Raw genomic sequence first — 16,024 nt, 5'->3', positions numbered from 1 at the left:
TGTTATTCGGTAATGTCACTACGGAGACTAAGACAAAGCAGCAGGTTGTAACTAAAGTATATTCAGGGAGATGGGGGATATGTGAGCTGTATTATTCACTGATTTCTTCCATGAGCAGCCTGTAGGTGTTAGAACGGGCTTCGCCGGAGTACCGGCGTCCGTCGATGGTGAACAGATACAGGGCAGCCGTGGAGCCTTGAAGATCCTTGCCCATATAATCCGAATTTATTGTGACAAAGTAAGTGAGTGTGACGGTCTGCCCCGCTTCCAGCGTTCCCAGAGCAACTGTTCCGCTATATGGCGTACCGGGCACGGCGATAGCGCTTATGGTAACGATATCGGGATTAATGACGGTACCCTGCGGTACAATTCGGATCACCGAGACCTCTGCCGGATAATTCCCGCTATTGGACACGTAAATGTTGAATTCCGCGATACCTCCAGGCTCGACGATGGGCGGCTCGCCCTCAATCTGAATGGAAATGATGGGCGTGAACAGCAACGTGGTCACCGCATTGGAGCGGGAGAGCTGCCCGACATTGCGCCCGTCCGGCAGGGAGAACGTATACTGGACCACTCCCTGATTCTGAATGGCCGGCGTCTGGCGGATATCGGTGGCACCTGGAATAGATACGAGAAAATCTACTGCCATAACAGCGCCTGCCCGTAAGGTGCCCAGCGGAATTCCGTCCCCGGGGCGGACGCCCCTCTGGGGAACCCCGTCAATACGGACACTGTCCCAGATGAACAGTACGCTTGGCGGAATGGCGTCCGTCAGCAGTGCGTTCACCGCCATATTACCGCTATTCTGTACAGTGAACTCGTACCGCAAGTTGTCACCGGGCGCCGCGCTGTACAGATCAACCTTCAGTTTTACCGATAATCCGGGCTGGATGACCGTAACCTGAACCGTATTGCTTGCAGTGGAGGTTCTGTTGTCGTTGACCTCATAAGAGATCTGCACGTTCGCCATAATCGCCGATCCTGGAGGGTTCGAGGCCACCCTCACACGGTAGGAGACCTCGGCGGCTGCGCCTGCAGGGAGCGAGCCCAGCCCGATGCCTGAATGTGGGTCGGCCTCAGGCTGATAAATCCCGCCAGCGATAACACTTCCGGGAAGGAAGGTGGTGCCTTCCGGAACGGGAAGCGTGGCCATGACTCCGGTCAGCGGCCGGGTGCCTTCGTTCCTGAGTTGAAGGGTATAGGTGACGACATCCCCAATGAAGGTAGTGGGAGTGCTGGCCGAGAGCAGTGAGGACAACTGGTAAGACAGCAAGGAGACACTAACCGGGTTGGAACGGATCTCCCCGTTCACCGTTCTTCCTTCAGGTGTAGTGAAGGAATACGTGCCAACCGCCCTGTTATGCAGCGCGAGTGAAGGCGGAAGCGAGATGACAATGACCTGGAAGGCGATACTGACTCCCGAATGGGGGGCGAGTAGGCCAAGGGGAATGCCGGAAGAAGGAGTGAGCCCCGGAAGGGGGACTCCGTCTCTAAGCACACTATTGGCAATGAACGAGACGCCTGGGGGAAGCACATCCGTGATGGTGACAACCGCCCCGGTATTGCCGCTATTCTTGGCGGTCACAGTGTAGACGAGCGTCTCCCCCAGGGAGGCGCTCAGGCGGTCTGCTTGCTTTTGCAGCGACAGTACCGGACCGACGACAAGGGTATTGACGGTATTGGAATAGGTAACCGATTCAGTGCCCTCTGCCGAGCTGTACAGAACCATGGACTGATTACTTACGACAGGCTGGAGCTGTGAGCCGTCTGTCATATGACGATGACCTGAACCTGGAAGGTTACCGTTGTGGTCGCTCCCGGGGCGATCGTTCCGATCACGATACCGGTGCCCGGATTTGCTCCGGGACGCGGAGTGCTGTCCACAGTTACGCTGCCTGCAACGAACTGGCTGCCGGCCGGGATCGGGTCAACAAGGACCACATTGTTGACGGGAACAATGCCGTTGTTGGTTACGGTAATCGTGTAGGTGATGATATCGCCGACTACAGCATCGACAGCCGGAGTGCTCTTGACTGCCGTTACGTCCGGTGAAGAGACCGGAATGACGAGTGTATTCGATAGTGTAGAGCCTGAGAGCAGACGTCCATCAGGCGGTGTGAAGGTGAAGGTTGCCGCCGCCTGGTTCACCAGCTGCTGCGGTGAAGGCAGGGAAGCCAGCGTAACCTGCAGGGTGACGAGCATAGTAACTGTGGCACCTGCTGGAACTGTACCCAGATTGATTCCGGTAGTCGGATCAGCGCCGGGAACGGGCTGGCCGTTAACCAGTACACTGTTCGGTATGAAGACAGCTCCCGCAGGGATAGAATCGGTTAAGGTGACGACTGCCGCAAGATTACCTGTATTGGTGACGCTGAGTGCATAAGTGACAGTATCTCCAACCGTGGCATTAGTGGTATCCGCAGATTTCAGGACACCGATAATCGGCTGGAATACCGGGGTAATTAGATTATTGGAATAAGAGGCGCCGGAGAATGCCCCGGAGGTGAAGCTGACCGAAGCCTGATTGTTCAGTGTGGCCGGATTAGGAAGACTGTTGACGAGAATATTGAAGGTGACCTGGACCACTGCACCAGGGGCGATCGTTCCGAGCGAGATCCCGTTCGCAGGGTTGCCCCCCGGCAGCGGAGTGCCGTCCACGACCACGCTGCCGGCTACAAAGGAAGAACCGGCCGGAATCGGATCGCTCAGCACTGCATTGTTAACCGGTGCAATTCCGTTATTGGTGACTGCGATGCTGTACGGAATGGTATCGGTCACTACGGCATCGGTAACAGTGGTGCTCTTGACCACAAGTACATTCGGCGAAGATACGGAAATCTGGTTGATGTTCGAGCTGGCCGACTGGTTGAAGACGCGTCCGTCAGGCAGCGTATAGTTGAAGGCGATAATGGCCTGATTGCTGAGCTGCTGGCTGGCTGGCAGCGTGTCGATCACTACAGAGAATACTATGGTCAGTGATGCACCGGCTGCAACACTGCCCAGAGGGATTCCGGTAGCGGGATCTGCACCCGGAGCAGGGAAGCCGTTAATCAGTACACTGTTCGGAACCAGAGTTGTACCTGCGGGAATGGTATCAGTCAGCGTGGCCGATGCCGCATAGTTCCCTGAATTGCTGACATTAACGGTATAGACAATGGTATCGCCTATCGTTGCATTCTGAGAGCTGGAGCTCTTGGCTGCAGCGATAACCGGCTGGAAGACCGGAGTGGTCACAATGTTCGAGAAGGCTACACTGGACAGGGCGCCGGAAGTGAAGCTGACGGATGACTGATTGTTCAGTACACCTGAAGCCGGCAGAGACGTAACCGTTACGTTAAAGGCCACCGTTACAGAAGCGCCCGGAGCGATGCTGCCTATGGTCACCCCGGTAGCTGGTGAAGAAGCAGGGCGAGACACGCCGTCTACGAGCACACTGCCCGGAACAAAGGCGGTACCGGCAGGCAGAGCATCTGTGAATACCACATTATTAACCGTAGCAATACCGTTATTGGTCAGGGTCACGGAATAAGTGATGGTGTCGCCCACATTGGTTGCGGTGGTTGTGGTGGTTTTGACGACAGCCAGATTCGGGTTCGAGACAGGGATGGTCAGGGTGTTGGTGAGCACCGACCCTCCCAGCGTTCTTCCGTCAGGCAAGGTGAAGCTGTAAGCAACCGTTCCCTGATTCACCAGCAGTTGCGGCGATGGCAGTGAAGTGATGATTACGGAGAATGAGACAGCAACGCTTGCACCCGGGGCGATGGTTCCGGCGGCAATTCCGGCGGCGGGACTCGCCTGCGGCAGAGGTAGCCCGTTAATCAGCACACTGTTCTCTTCAAAGGTAGTTCCGGCCGGAATGTTGTCCGTTACCGTAAGGCTTGCTCCGTAGTTGCCGGTATTGCTGACCGTTATCGTGTAGGTTACGGTATCACCGACTGTTGCATTGGCGGTATTGGCTGTTTTGACCGCAGCGATATTGGGCTGGAAGACAGGCACCGCCACAGGATTGGAAAAGGTTGATCCGCTAAATACACCGGAGGTGTAAGTGACCGTCGCCTGATTATCAATGGAGGTATCTGCGGGTACAGAGGTGACAGTGACACTGTACGAGACGACGGCACTAGCCCCGGAGGCAAGCGTACTGATTGTAATCCCTGATGCCGGGTTGGCATTCGGAAAAGGCACCCCGTTCACCGATACGCTGCCCGGCACAAAGGCAGCCCCGTCTGGTGTTGGATCACTGAGGATCACATTGTTCACCGGGTCTATACCGTTATTCGTGATATTGACGGAATACGCAATAGTGTCACCTAGTGCCACTGAAGTGGAGGAGGTGCTCTTAACCACCGACAGGTTAGGGGCAGAGACTGCGATGGTCACGGTATTGGAGGCGGCACTTCCACTTAGCAACCGCCCGTCAGACGGCGTGAAGGTATAGGTAGAGGCTGCCTGATTGACAAGCTGCTGCGGTGAAGGCAGAGACACGATGAAGACCGTGAAGCTGACAGACACGCTTGCCCCGGGAGCGACGGTTCCGACAGTGATTCCGGTATCCGGTGCAGCCCCCGGCTGAGGAAAACCGCCGACAATGACGCTGTTGGGGTCAAAAGTGGTGCCGGCCGGGATGTTGTCGGTTATCGTAACATTGGCCGCAAGGTTACCGGTATTGCTGACCACAATGGTATAGATGACCGTATCGCCTACTGTGGCGTTCAGGTCACTGGCGCTTTTGACAAGGGAGATCTGTGGCTGTGTGACCGGTGTGGTGGTGACGTTGGACGATGAAGAGCCGGAGAAGACCCCGGAGGTGAAACTGACGGTGGACTGGTTATTGACCTGTGAAGGAATCGGCATGGTTATTCTCACCTCGAATGTGACGGCAACGGAGGCTCCAGGCCCCAGGCTGCCGATTGGGATGCCGGCCGACGGAACTGACAGCGGTTGGGAGACGCCGCCGACAATTACGGTTCCGGGAAGGAACGCTGCATTCTCTGGCAAGGGATCGCTGAGAATGATATTGCTGACAGAGGTAATGCTGTTATTCGTCAGCACGGAGGTGAATGTAAGGATGTCGCCGGTCACGGCATCAATGGCATTGACGCTTTTGACAACACTGACATTCGGTGCCGAGACGGGAACCGTAAGTGTGTTCGACACGGTGTTACCGCCAAGCTGACGCCCATCCGGCAGGGTGAAAGTATAGGATGCTGCTGCCGAGTTAGGCAGCTGCTGGTTTGGGGGAAGCGAAGTAACCGTAACAAGGAAGCTGACTACGACGCTGTCTCCGGGAGCAAGCGGCCCCACCGGAATGCCGGTTAATGGGCTATACCCAGGCAGCGGGGTCCCGCCTATACTTACGCTGTTGGTCTCGAATACCGCCTGCGGCGGCAGGGCATCGGTCAAATTCAGCATTGCCGCGATATTGCCAGTGTTGCTGGCCAGGATGGAGAAGGAGAGCAGACTGCCGACAGAGGCCTGCGCAGGGCTTGAGCTTTTGACCAGTCCAATGACTGGAATGAAGACTGGGGTAGACACTGTATTGGACAGGGCTGCTCCGCTGAATGAGCCGGCCGTAAAGGATGCGCTGGCCCGGTTGCTCAGTTGAGGCGGGCTTGGAATAGAGTTCGCATTCACCTGGAAGGCAACGATGCTTGTCGCGCCCGCAGCAAGTGTTCCCAGAGCAATCCCGGCATTTGGATTGGCAGAGGGTACGGCCGTCCCGTTCACCGTGACAGTTCCTGCTACAAAGGCACTGCCTGCCGGAGCCGGATCAGACAGCACTACATTGTTAACAGCTACGCCGCTGGGGTTGGATACAGAGACGGTGTAGGTAAGATATTCGCCTACAGCCACTGAGGTGAGATTGGCATTTTTGAGAATCGTGATGTTGGGGGCAGAGACTGGAATAGTCACCGTATTGGATACACTTCCGCCGGACAGAGAGCGTCCGCTGGGCAACTGATAGGTATAGCTGCTGCTGCCCTGGTCCGTCAAGGTTGCCGGAGACGGCAGGGATTGGACAGTGGTCAGGAAGGTTACGGTCAAGGCGGCTCCCGGTGCTACGGACCCGAGCGGGATTCCGCTTACCGGAGAATCTGACGGACGGACCACACCGTTTACTGTGACGCTTCCGGCGACGAAGGCAGACCCGGCAGGGATCGTGTCAGTTAGGGTCACATTCGCTGCGAGATTACCGGTGTTCTGCACCTGCAGCGTGTATTGTACATTTCCTCCAACCGTGGCGCTGCTTGGACTGGAGCTTTTGACGATACCGATTATTAGCTGGTACACAGGAGTGAGGATTGTATTGGACTGTGTGATGGCGTTAAATGTCCCCGAGCTGTAAGAGGCCGATGACTGGTTGGCGAGCTGACCGTTTCCCGGCACAGAGGTGACACTTACCTGGAAGGTTACCGTTACGCTGGCTCCCGGGGCAAGGGTGCCCACGGTTATCCCCGAAGCCGGATCAGCGGCAGGCCGTGCGGTTCCCGCTACCACCACGCTTCCAGGCACCAGAGTGCTGCCGGCGGGTATCGGATCAGAGAGCACAACATTCGTGATGGCGACGATTCCGTTATTAGTAACCACAGACGTATACTGCAGGGTATCGCCTACGGCGACATCCGGGAAGCTGGCGCTTTTGACAAGGGCAACATTCGGCAGTCTGACCGGTATGGTGAGCGTATTGGAGGCAGCCGTACCGCTCACGGTCCGCCCGTCAGGAACCTGGAAGGTATAGGCGGCTGTAGCCTGGTCCACCAGCTGCGGGGGAGAAGGCAGACTGTTCACCAGTACACGGAACTGGACTGTAGAGCTTCCTCCCGCCGCGATGGTGCCGATGGCGATCCCGGCGGCGGGATTACCCGCCATAGGCGTGCCGTTTACCGTGAAGCTTCCCGGAATATAGGAGCTGCCGGCAGGAATGTTATCCGTGAGCGTAGTAGTGGCTCCGATATTCCCGGTGTTGGAGATTTGCAGGGTGTAGAGAATCTGGTCTCCGACGGTTGCGTTGGTAGTATTGGCGCTTTTGACAATGCCGAGAACGGGAGAATATACCGGCAGCGATTGTGTATTGGATGGAATGACTCCGCTGACAATCGGGCCTCCGGCTACACTCTGGAAGGTGAAGGCAGCGTTAGCCGTGTTGGGCACAAATTGCGGATTCGGCAGGGAAGTCACCCTGGCTTGATAAGTCACCGTTATGGAAGTGCCCAGAGTAAGTGAACCCAGCGGGATGCCCGAGGTTATATCATAAGTCGGCCTGGCAACACCGGCTACCACCACACTTCCTGTGACAAAAGTAAGACCTGCCGGTAAGATGTCTGACAATACAACACTGGCTGCGCTTGCGGTACCGGTATTGTTGACCGTTACAGTGTAGGTGACCAGATCACCAACGATGGTGCCGGCGACATTTGCACTTTTGGTCAAGGAGATCTTAGGTGCATTGATATCGATTTGCAGCCCGTTGGCGTTAACGACATACGCATCGCCCGAAGTAGTTAAGGTCAGGAGTGCGGAGGACTGGTTATTGACCAGGCGCGCAGAGACATCCACATTCGTGATATCCCAGCCCTGCCGCCCGCCGACAATGTTAGAGCCTGGACTGCCGTTGGTCTGGTTGCGGGTGCCGAACGTACCGGTCGTATTCAGATTGCCGGTATCATTGTTAATCTGTGAAGCGAAGAAGTTATTGGCAAAATTGTTAGGCCCGGAGAGAGCGACCTGAGTGGTGGAGGTAGGGCCGAAAAGCGCCTGGTCTCCCGAGCGGTTGGCATCTCCTTCCTGGGCGCTGAACTGGATACGTCCGCCCAGCGCGCCGGTAACAGGTGTGGCGAAGCCGGTAATGGTGGTGACCACCGGGGCCGAGGAGGCTTGGACAAGGACAGCGCCTGCGCGCAGGGACATGTTGCGGAAGGGCAGCGACGGATTCTGGTAGATGACGGCAAGTGTCCAGCCGGCATGGTTGGCAGTGGAATCGCCGGGAATTACAATAGTTCCGACTACACCGCCAGTGACATAGGTTCCGGCACCGGAGGCTTGAATGGTGCTGGTGACATTGGCGGAACGGACATATGCGAGTGCACCCCCGCCCAGATCCACCGAATTGGCTGTGGCTGAATCGGGGGTTACACTGACCGTGTTCCCTAGCGGTGTAGTGAAGGATACAGGGTTGTTGATTGCCGCAGTGAGATTGACGGTACCGTTAACATAGGAACCGCCCCAGATCAGCTCGGCATACAGAACTGTGCTTCCGGCAGGGAGAACCAGAATGGCAGCTGAACTGTTGCTCTGATATAGACTGGTAGTGCCAGCAGGATAGGTGCCGTATACAGAAGCTGTATTAATCGTAGAGAAGCCTCCGATACTGTCCTGTGTACCCGGTACACCGGCAGTTTCAGAGCGGCTTAGTCCCAGCGTATTGCCAGTGAAAGTGATGGCGCCTGTTGCATTAACCGTAGACCGAACGACTAGAGGAATAATTTTCACCTCCTTTTGAATAGAAGCTCAGACAGTCAAAAAAAAGCAGACCGGCTCTGTGTGAGCCGATATGCCATCTTGCTTGTGTTGTATTAACCTATGTTCCGTTTTGGGCAATCTTGTATGTCCATCCCGAATTTCATAACATATATTTCCTGTTCTGCAGCCGAAGCCGGCGCTCTAGCAGTGCCTGTGGTTCAGGCAGCACCTTCCGGCTCATCGCCTCCAGTTCCTCATCGGTAATCTCCCGCTTAATGACGGCGAAGTGGTACATAATTTCGTGAATGACATTGGACTGGAGCGTCTTCAGAACCTCGAGCTCTTCCGCATCATACAGATTGTCGTCATACGGATATTGATAGAACAGCTCCATCCGCAGCAGTCTGAAGTCAAACGGCGGCAGCGGCACGGGATAATCCGGGGTCTCCGGGCACAGCGGGCTCTGATAGGGCTGGAAGAAGCGGCCGGTGAAATACCGTGGGGTATACTCATCGAACTTTTGCTTAAACATAGGGTTGGAGGCATGCGGGAAGCTATGGGCATAGGGTGCGAGAATACACACAACCGCTTGGTGCGTGCTTATTCTATAAATCTCTGACATCGCTGCAAACAGATCGTTCACATAAGGCATCACCCGGCTGGCCATAACGAATTCAGCCGTATTGTCGGGCAGGGGGATTTCTTCGCAAATATCGCAGACGATATCCACTCCGGGGTACTGTGTGCGGTCGATTCCCAGATACCCGGACTCTTTGCCAGGGCCGCAGCCGATATCGATTTTCAAGGGATACCACTCCTTCAAATGCTGAATAAGGCTCTTCATCTATTGTATTAGTCCGGCGCTTCTGTGCGTACGGCTGATGCCCAGCCCGTAACGGCAAGTTTACACTACCCGGCTTGCGGGGTAATCCTTAGGTAAGGTAAGCAGCACACAACCAACAGAGGAGGTACACATCATGAGACTAGAGCGTACGCTACCCGCTATGACAGCAATCGCTGCATTGATGCTCACCCTGACGGCTTGCGGCGGGAACAGCCCTGCGGAAGCCCCCGGAGAATCGTCCTCAGCAGGCTCATCGGGAATCCCTGTACAGACAGCGGCGGTACCTCTCGCCAGTCCGGTGCTGAAGCCTGGTCCTTCCGCAGCCGCAGAGTCAGAGAAGATTCAGGGCTCAGGCACTTATGTCGGGCAGATGGATACCCATTCCGTGGAGATTGTGACAGAAGAAGGGCCGACGGCCTTTGAACTCGGTGCAGGCACAGCGGATGCGCCGGAAGGGCTTGAGATGGATGATCCTGTAGTATTTACTTATGTGGAAAAAATAGTCGGAAAAGATCCTGTCGTGATTCAGCGGGTATTGTCCAGTCTGGCCAAAGCGGACTGATTCGGCAGAGTGCCCTGAACCCGAACCCGGGCTGCAATGGCGGAATACCCCATGGGTATCCGCCTGTTGCAGTTCTTTTTGTCGCCTTTGGAATCGGCTCCAAAGGTTATTTTTTTGTAACCGGTTCAGAGAGAAACTTTTTCCGCCCGGCTTGCGTCAAAGAGATAGAAATTGAGATTGGTTTCCTATCCGGGAGGGTGAGCTTGTGAAAAAGTTATGGATTTCTATTGTAGCAGGATTATTGGTGTTCCCGATGTTGTTTCAGGCTCCGGCCCAGGCAGCAGCAAAACCCATCAGAGTTATTATTGATGGAGTGACCTTGTCCACAGACCAGCCGCCGGTAATGGTGAACGGACGGACTATGGTTCCCCTGCGGGCTATCTTTGAAGCCTTCAATGCCGACATCAAGTGGAATCAGAAGACACAGACAGTAACAGCTTCCCAGAACGATACAACGATTGTACTGAAGATTGGCTCCAAGATCGCAACCATCAACAACAAGGCAGTCAGCCTGGATGTGCCGGGCCAGAATCTGAAGGGCCGCACAATGGTGCCTACCCGCTTCGTAAGTGAAGCGCTCGGCCGCGAGGTCGGCTGGAATCCGGCTGCGCAGATTGTCACGATCACCACTCCGGTTCCGGTAGGCGGGAATGCGGCTCCGGTATCGGGAGTAACCGCTCAGGATATCAGCGATTATGGAGACGGCCGGGATCTGCAGGTCAGCTTCAACCGTGCGGCCGACGAATCGCTGGTGGATCAATACCGAGTGCTTGTCGCCAAGACCGGTACTTCACTGAACCTGTCGTCTGCACTGGCAGTAGGTGCCAATAACTACTCCGTTGCTCTGGTAACAGGAGCTAATCCTGTTGTGAAGCTGAACGCTGCCGCCAGAACGATCGACGGTGACCTGATTAAGAATAATCAGGGATATAGCGTATATGTAGTGACAGTCGGCAAAGGCAATAATACCAGTGCCCTCTCCAGTGCAGCTGCCGTTATTACATTGCAGAACAAGGCAGTTCCGGCACTGGGCACCGTCCAGGCAACGGATACCAGTGATTACGGGGATGGCCGGGATCTCTCCGTCAGCTTCAACAAGCTGGCCGATGAGAGTAAGATAAGCTCTTACCGGATCTTCGTAGTCAAAGCGTCCAATTCCACAGTGTTTGACCTGGGCAGAGCCAATGCGGTCTCCAGCAGCAATTACACGCAGATCAACAAGACGGGGAACAACATCAGTATGAACCTCTCCTCCGGCTCCAGAGATACAGATGGAGCGCTGATCAAGACGGGTGTGAGCTACCGGGTATACGTACTGGCGGTTGACAGCAGCAATGCTGCGAATAATGTGCTGTCACCTGCTTCAACGGCCCTTACACTGGCCAATGCAGGGGTATCCAACCTGAACGTGACCGATGTGAATGATTATAATGACGGGCGGGATTTGAAGGTTACCTTCAACCATGCCACAGACGAGACCAATATTAGCCAATACCGCATTCTGGTGGTGCCTGTGAATTATTACAGCAGCTTCAGCTTAAATGATGCGAATAATGTATCCAGTGCGAATTATACGGCGGTAAACACATCAGGAACCTATACCGAACAGATCCTGAATTCTTCCAGCAAAGATGTTCGCGGTTCCCTGATCAGGAACGGAACCAGCTACAAAGTGTATGTGCTCGCGGCAGGCAACTGGAACAATTCGGGTTCGAATGTGCTATCCGCTGCTTCTCCGGCGATTACGCTGGTGAATACCTCCGGCCTCAGTGCCATATCGAATCTAAGTGTGAGTGATGTGAACGATTATGGAGACGGCCGTGATCTGAGAGTATTGTTCAATCATGCCGGAGACGAATCCTACATCAGCCATTACCGGATTCTGGTGGTGCCTATGAATTATTACAACAGCTTCAGCTTGTCGGATGCGAATAATGCGGGGAATTATACAACCGCAGGTACATCCGGGGACAGCACCAATCAGGTGCTCGATAGCTCAGCCAAAGACGTACGCGGCGCAGCCATCAAGCCGGGAATCAGCTACCGGGTATATGTATTGACTGTCAGAAACGGCAGCTACCAGGGAGCTAATGTATTATCGGAGGGATCGGCAGCCATTACCTTATCGGCTAAGCTTCCCGTCACCTCCGTGACGAATGTGACCTACGGCATGGATAATGGCAAACTTGTGGTTAACTTCACCAAGTCTGCCCGTGAGTCGAATATTTCCGAATACCGGGTATTCGTAGTCCCTTCCAAGCAGAGCTTCGGCACTGCAGAAGCTCTTAACGTGCAATCGTCTTACTACAGATCAGCAGTTCCTAACGGAAGCAGTCTCTCTATAGCGGCTGCAGCCAGAGATATTAACGGTAACCCGATTGTCAAAGGCACCAAGTATAAGGTATACGTGCTTGCGGTAGCCAACAGCTCTGGAGTGCAGAACGGCGGACTGTCCGATTCAAGCGAAGAGTTCGAGATCTAAGCGTCCAGCTCTGTATATAAGGCTCCACAACAAAACACAGCATGTCCCGGTTCAAGGGGATATGCTGTGTTTGCGTACACGAGTTATCATGATGCTCCGGCATTTACCAGAACAACGGACAGCAGAAGCATGAACAGAAGGAGGAAGCCGGCGTTAATGATGGTGCCGATAATAGCAAAAACCTTGCGCCGTCTGCGCAGGGTCAGGCCGATAATACCGGTAACCGCCCCTATGATATTCACTGCGACCAGGATCAGCATCGTCAGGCCCAAATACATAATCGTTTCTGCCGAATCGGCAATCAGTTTATTATGCTCATTCATCAGAGAAGACGCTTGCGCTCCTACATACACGAAGGTAATGGCATAGCAGACCAATGTAAGTAGAGCTATTACGAACGAAGCGATACCGGGGCCCGAGTGCTTATAGTCGCGTTTGTTCTCCTGGTATACATAATCCGGGTTCATGTCTTGTTCAGAAGAGCCCCATCTTGCAGGCTCGGTTGCGGCGGTGTCCGATTTGGGAGGTGTATGATAGTCCATTTGGCTGCACTCCTTGGGGTGTAATAGGTTATTACTACCACTTCATCATAACAGCGCTCTAAATGCAAGTCCTCAGGAATACAAGCTACAGAATGATGCGGCTGGCAAAAGGCGAAGCTGATTGTTAAGATAGGAGAAGTTCAACTCAGGGAAGGAGCTGTATATCCATGCAACGAAGATTGGTGGGCTGGGGAGCCTTGCTGGGTATGCTGTCTGTTGCCATCGGCGCGTTCGGATCGCATATCCTGAAGCCTGTAATCAGTGAGCACTATCTGCAGGTGTACGAGACGGGCGTCCAGTATCATATGTTCCATGCGCTGGCCCTGATACTTATCGGGCTTACCGCTGGGCAGTGGGGCGAAAGTGTCCGTCTGCGCTGGGCAGGGCGGCTGATGGTTGCCGGGGTTGTCCTGTTCTCGGGCAGCTTGTACATCCTCAGTATTTCCGGTGTCAAGGTTCTCGGAGCAATCACTCCGCTGGGAGGCGTATGCTTCATTGCGGGCTGGATTTGCCTGGCCTTGGAGGCCTTCTCGCGCAAGAAGTGAATAAGTGCGGCAAGAGCTGCGTATCCGCCAAAATAATCGTAAGAGAAAGAAGCACCCGCCCCGGAACCCGGAGCGGGTGCTTCTTTCTCTTACAGAAATTCATCGATTTCATTAAGCTTGAACGTGTAGACCTGCTTCTCGTCTACATGGTATACACTCAGCGAATTCTCCGTTTCGTCTAAGTTCAGAATACGGCAGGGCATGGATACCTGTTTGCCATGCCGGTTCGCACGCAGCCGGACGAGCTGGTTATTCTGAATGTACTGTCTGATTTTGCCGAATACATCTGCTGGAGTTTCTGCCGGAGCTGCTGCAGGCTTCTTGGCTGCGGGCTTCTCCGCAGGCTTGGCTGCCTGAGGGTCTGCCGGCTTCTCCGGCAATTTCACTGGCACCGGAGCAGGTGTGAAGTTGTCATTCTTCAGAGCCATTTTTGCGGACTTCAGCAGATGATCAATGGCTCTTCCAAGCTCTAGCCCGGAGTTAATGTTGAAATCAGTGACTTTGTCGCTTGAATTCAACATTTCAAGCAGGAACTGCAGCGCAAGCGGGTTGGTGCGGGCATTAATCAGGATGTCGACATTGAAAAGATAATTGCCGTCGGTGTGTTGTAGTTTCTTATCCATTAATCCCCCAGCTTAATCGTTAATCACGATTTCTTTAATTTAAATTAGTGTATAAACTATACCATTAAATAAGCGGAAATTATATACCCTCCTGTATAGAAATAAGGACTTCTGACCCTCCGATTTCTCCATGAACTAGGACAATCGTCCACACGTGGCCTGAACCGTACGCATAACCTACAACGTGAATGTGAAAGGAGGAGGTGCTGCAGATGGTAACAATAGAGCCCATGCAGGTGGGCGATCATGTCCTGGTGGGGGTTGAGGTGAGGCTGCCCAAAACGACGCTGCTCAGCATCAGCACAGACAAGGGATATATTATGTGCGGGGCGCTGGACATAGGACTGCTGAACGAGGTGCTGAGCGACCGGAAGATTATTGCGGCAAGGGCTGTCGGGGTGCGCACGCTTCAACAGCTGCTGGCCGCGCCGCTGGAGTCCGTAACTATAGAAGCAGAGAAGCTGGGAATCGTTCCGGGCATGTCCGGTGCAGAGGCCCTGCTGCTAATGATGTAAGGCACATAGCGATGTGTAGTCAGCCAAGGAGCTTCCCGGCCCCTTGGCTGACTTTATTCTGTCTTGAACCGTATCATTTAGCATAACCGGCGCTTGCTTGGTTCATCCTACGGGTGAAGACACAAGCATTCAGCTAGCGGCGGGGAAGAAGGCTTGTCCGGGGTCAGGCTTGTTTCGCCCTCCAGGCAAAAGGGTAAATGGAGAATAGACAACTGCAAGGCCGGACAATGGACAAGCAGCCGGCTAAATTCAATGGATAAGGAAGGGATCATCTCATGGCTAAAGCATCAAACAAAGTGAACACCGCTTCATTGGAACAGGTACTGAACCGTCAGGTTGCTAACCTGAACGTATTGTATGTGAAAGTGCATAACTATCACTGGTATGTGAAGGGGGAGCAGTTCTTCGCCCTGCATGTGAAGTTCGAAGAGCTGTACGATGATATTACACTCAAAATGGACGAGGTGGCTGAACGCCTGCTGAGCATCAAGGGCAGCCCTGCAGCAACTATGAAAGAATATCTGGAACTGGCTACCATTCAGGAAGCCACCGGCAAAGAAGATGCCCGCGGTATGGTTCAGGCGCTGATCGAAGATTTCGCTACAGTAGCGGAAGAACTGACAGAGGGCATCGAGCTGGCGGAAGAAATCAGCGACCAGCCGACGGCAGACCTGTTCATCAAGATCCGCACGGATCTGGAGAAGAACCAGTGGATGCTGCGCGCTTTCCTGGGCTGATTGCGGGATAAATAGCACAATGATTTGAATATAGGAATAAAGTCTCCCCTGAAGGGAGGCTTTATTTATTTTTCAAAATATAAGGATTCATGTGCTTCGCATGATCCCCTTTAAAGGGCAGCGTAGCCCTTTCTACTCGAATTCACTAAGATTCAGGGGGAGCATTCTATTCTCATCAATCATCATTTGAATGAATTTCAGTGAAGCCTGCAGCTCCGGTTCCGAGAATTCACCCATTTTCTCAATGAATTTCTCCTCCAGGTTCTTGTGCATCCGGGCGTGGAGTTCAAAGAGCTGTCTGCCTTTAGGAGTAAGGCTGAAGTAGATTTCTTTCTTGTTGTCATTCATCCGGCTCCGCTTAATGCAACCATCCTGGAGAAGCTTGGTGCTGATCTTAGTGATGCTCGCCTTGGACAATTTCAAGCTCTCCGCGATGGTAGTGCTGTTGACAGGCTCGTAATTGCCGATGCAGTCGATGACATGAATACTGGTCAAGCTGGTTGAAGTGAGAGTAATCCCGTACTTCCGTGTGAGATCCGTAAATACATCCATTTCGGTTACGAAAGTCTCTTCAACTAAATGGGAGAGGTGGAGAAAACGGTCATACAGCAGCCGCTTAAGTCCTTCAGAGGAATGCATAGGGCTTAGCATCTCCTTTCTGCAAAGTACCTTTATTCTAACTTAAAATTATTAACGTGTAAACTAAATATT

The 16,024-nt window shown here is 53.8% G+C and carries 11 protein-coding genes; 5 read left to right on the top strand and 6 right to left on the bottom strand.

All coding sequences use genetic code 11. From position 1 onward, the window contains the following. Positions 1 to 91: 91 nt before the first annotated feature. From MKY64_RS17665 to MKY64_RS17655, 3 genes are all read right to left on the bottom strand, one after another. A complete protein-coding gene (locus MKY64_RS17665) occupies positions 92 to 1,777 on the bottom strand; it encodes a hypothetical protein (RefSeq protein ID WP_340954689.1) in 1,686 nt (561 codons plus the stop codon). Further along, entirely contained in the window at positions 1,774 to 8,493 is a 6,720-nt protein-coding gene (locus MKY64_RS17660) for a DUF7507 domain-containing protein (protein WP_340954686.1), read from the bottom strand. The genes MKY64_RS17665 and MKY64_RS17660 overlap by 4 nt, the downstream gene beginning before the upstream one ends. Before the next feature lie 130 nt (positions 8,494 to 8,623). Next, positions 8,624 to 9,268, bottom strand: a complete 645-nt coding sequence (locus MKY64_RS17655; protein WP_340954684.1) for a methyltransferase domain-containing protein — start codon at positions 9,266 to 9,268, stop codon at positions 8,624 to 8,626. 172 nt (positions 9,269 to 9,440) lie between these two features. Between MKY64_RS17655 and MKY64_RS17650 the strand changes: the two genes are divergently transcribed. Both MKY64_RS17650 and MKY64_RS17645 read left to right on the top strand, forming a co-directional pair. Further along, positions 9,441 to 9,869, top strand: coding sequence for a hypothetical protein (locus MKY64_RS17650; protein ID WP_051477734.1), 429 nt, complete (start codon positions 9,441 to 9,443; stop codon positions 9,867 to 9,869). Positions 9,870 to 10,074: 205 nt separating this feature from the next. Next, complete coding sequence (locus MKY64_RS17645) at positions 10,075 to 12,351, top strand: copper amine oxidase N-terminal domain-containing protein (protein ID WP_340954681.1); 2,277 nt, start codon at positions 10,075 to 10,077, stop codon at positions 12,349 to 12,351. Positions 12,352 to 12,437: 86 nt separating this feature from the next. Here MKY64_RS17645 and MKY64_RS17640 read toward each other — a convergent pair whose 3' ends face one another. Beyond that, complete coding sequence (locus tag MKY64_RS17640; RefSeq protein WP_036721420.1) at positions 12,438 to 12,893, bottom strand: hypothetical protein; 456 nt, start codon at positions 12,891 to 12,893, stop codon at positions 12,438 to 12,440. A gap of 167 nt (positions 12,894 to 13,060) precedes the next feature. Between MKY64_RS17640 and MKY64_RS17635 the strand changes: the two genes are divergently transcribed. Next, positions 13,061 to 13,438: a DUF423 domain-containing protein gene (locus tag MKY64_RS17635; protein WP_036721421.1), complete on the top strand. Its 378-nt coding sequence runs from the start codon at positions 13,061 to 13,063 to the stop codon at positions 13,436 to 13,438. A gap of 89 nt (positions 13,439 to 13,527) precedes the next feature. Here MKY64_RS17635 and MKY64_RS17630 read toward each other — a convergent pair whose 3' ends face one another. Continuing rightward, positions 13,528 to 14,061 (bottom strand): hypothetical protein, encoded by a 534-nt coding sequence (locus tag MKY64_RS17630; RefSeq protein WP_036721422.1) that lies wholly within the window; start codon positions 14,059 to 14,061, stop codon positions 13,528 to 13,530. A 212-nt stretch (positions 14,062 to 14,273) separates the two neighbouring features. Between MKY64_RS17630 and MKY64_RS17625 the strand changes: the two genes are divergently transcribed. Both MKY64_RS17625 and MKY64_RS17620 read left to right on the top strand, forming a co-directional pair. Continuing rightward, positions 14,274 to 14,576: a YunC family protein gene (locus tag MKY64_RS17625; RefSeq protein ID WP_340954676.1), complete on the top strand. Its 303-nt coding sequence runs from the start codon at positions 14,274 to 14,276 to the stop codon at positions 14,574 to 14,576. Positions 14,577 to 14,851: 275 nt separating this feature from the next. Beyond that, positions 14,852 to 15,313 carry a Dps family protein gene (locus tag MKY64_RS17620; RefSeq protein ID WP_036692784.1) on the top strand — a complete coding sequence of 154 codons (462 nt, stop codon included), beginning with the start codon at positions 14,852 to 14,854 and terminating at the stop codon, positions 15,311 to 15,313. A gap of 132 nt (positions 15,314 to 15,445) precedes the next feature. On the opposite strand, the gene MKY64_RS17615 is transcribed toward MKY64_RS17620, so the two are convergent. Beyond that, the gene (locus MKY64_RS17615; RefSeq protein WP_340954674.1) at positions 15,446 to 15,952 is read right to left on the bottom strand and encodes a MarR family transcriptional regulator; all 507 of its coding nucleotides are present in this window, start codon (positions 15,950 to 15,952) and stop codon (positions 15,446 to 15,448) included. Between the last annotated feature and the right edge of the window lie 72 nt (positions 15,953 to 16,024).

This window comes from Paenibacillus sp. FSL R7-0210 (assembly GCF_038009085.1).
In the GTDB taxonomy this organism is placed as follows: Bacteria; Bacillota; Bacilli; order Paenibacillales; family Paenibacillaceae; genus Paenibacillus_AQ; species Paenibacillus_AQ silagei.
Note: the sequence above shows the minus strand (reverse complement) of the source record. Positions and strands in the feature narration are given on the sequence as shown.